Genomic DNA, 875 nt, shown 5'->3' with positions numbered 1-875 from the left:
CTTTTTTGTACAGGGTGCGCAATTTTTTCAAATACCGGGCGGCTTCCTTGTACGAGCTGCGGTTCTTCTGATCAATGAAAAAAGCCACTTCTCTATGGTAAGCCGGTATAAGCGCCTCAGGGTCGCTCGCTGCAATTTCCTTGAGCATCATTTTATCCATTTCATTGATGGAAAAGCCGACAAGGCTATGAATTTCAATCCACTCGGCATAGCGTTTTTTTTCATATAAATGATGGCTGTATTCTGTGAACGTATACGGCAGACAGCCCGCGGCAAAGCGCTCAAACAGCGCTTGATCATTGGTTTGCTGCACATAGGCATTCAACAGAAGGAACAGCTCGCCGATCACATCGCGAATCTCTTTAAACGGCTTATCCAGCTTCGTATAACCCATCGCAATTGGCTCAATTTGCTGGTACCATGTTTTAAGCCGTTTCCAGTCCTTCTTGGCAGTCATTTCACTCAGCCATTGGAACGTATAAGGGAGCGCTTCCGGCGGGAATTGATCCGCTTCCGCAAAAATAACGTCATCATTCTTTTGCAGGAATTCCAAATGCAGGCGCCCGAATTGCAATTCGGGAGAAAAACGCCGTCCTGCTTCTTTTTTCAATATCTCCTGTTCACGTGCCACCCATTTTGGCCGCGACAGCAGCGCACTCCAAATTTCACCGAAGACGCGGATGCGTTCATATTGGAAAATTTCTTCTTTCAACAGCAAAGGTCGGATAACATCCGGTGTTTTATCCAAAAACGGATCAAGCGCAAAAGACAGCGCGTACGTTTTTAATTTATCAATAGAGCTGTAGATTGTATCCATCAGCTGTTCAACGTACGGATTGAGGGAATAAAAATCTTGTTCGGGGTTCAGCTTGCCC

At 45.8% G+C, this 875-nt stretch carries 1 pseudogene; it reads right to left on the bottom strand.

The annotated features are described in order from the left end of the window. Nucleotides 1-875: pseudogene (locus tag ACWHAR_RS24815) on the bottom strand (SWIM zinc finger family protein); the annotation flags it as partial.

It is taken from the genome of Bacillus sp. LR--39 (assembly GCF_053613335.1).
Note: the sequence above shows the minus strand (reverse complement) of the source record. Positions and strands in the feature narration are given on the sequence as shown.